Annotated in this window: 1 protein-coding gene; it reads right to left on the bottom strand. The window is 74.6% G+C overall.

Going from position 1 to position 252, the window contains the following annotated elements:
* Window positions 1-252, bottom strand: a 252-nt coding sequence (locus tag VR44_RS26305) for a beta-ketoacyl synthase N-terminal-like domain-containing protein (RefSeq protein WP_045950086.1), incomplete at both ends; no start/stop codon positions are given.

Raw genomic sequence — 252 nt, 5'->3', positions numbered from 1 at the left:
GGTGTCCACGGTCACCGCCGGGCCCTCCAGGCCCAGCGTGTACGCGATCCGGCCCGAGGCCACACTGCCCGCGCTGCCGGTGCTCAGGTAGCCGCCGAACCCTTCGGGGACCCGGGCGAGCCGGGTCACGTAGTCGTGGTGGATGACCCCCGCGAACACCCCGACGTCCGTCCGCCGCACCGACGCCGGGTCGATCGACGCGTCCTCGAACGCCTCCCACGCCCCCTCCAGCAGCAGCCGCTGCTGGGGGTC

It is taken from the genome of Streptomyces katrae, assembly GCF_000966975.1.
GTDB classification, from domain to species: domain Bacteria; phylum Actinomycetota; class Actinomycetes; order Streptomycetales; family Streptomycetaceae; genus Streptomyces; species Streptomyces katrae.
Note: the sequence above shows the minus strand (reverse complement) of the source record. Positions and strands in the feature narration are given on the sequence as shown.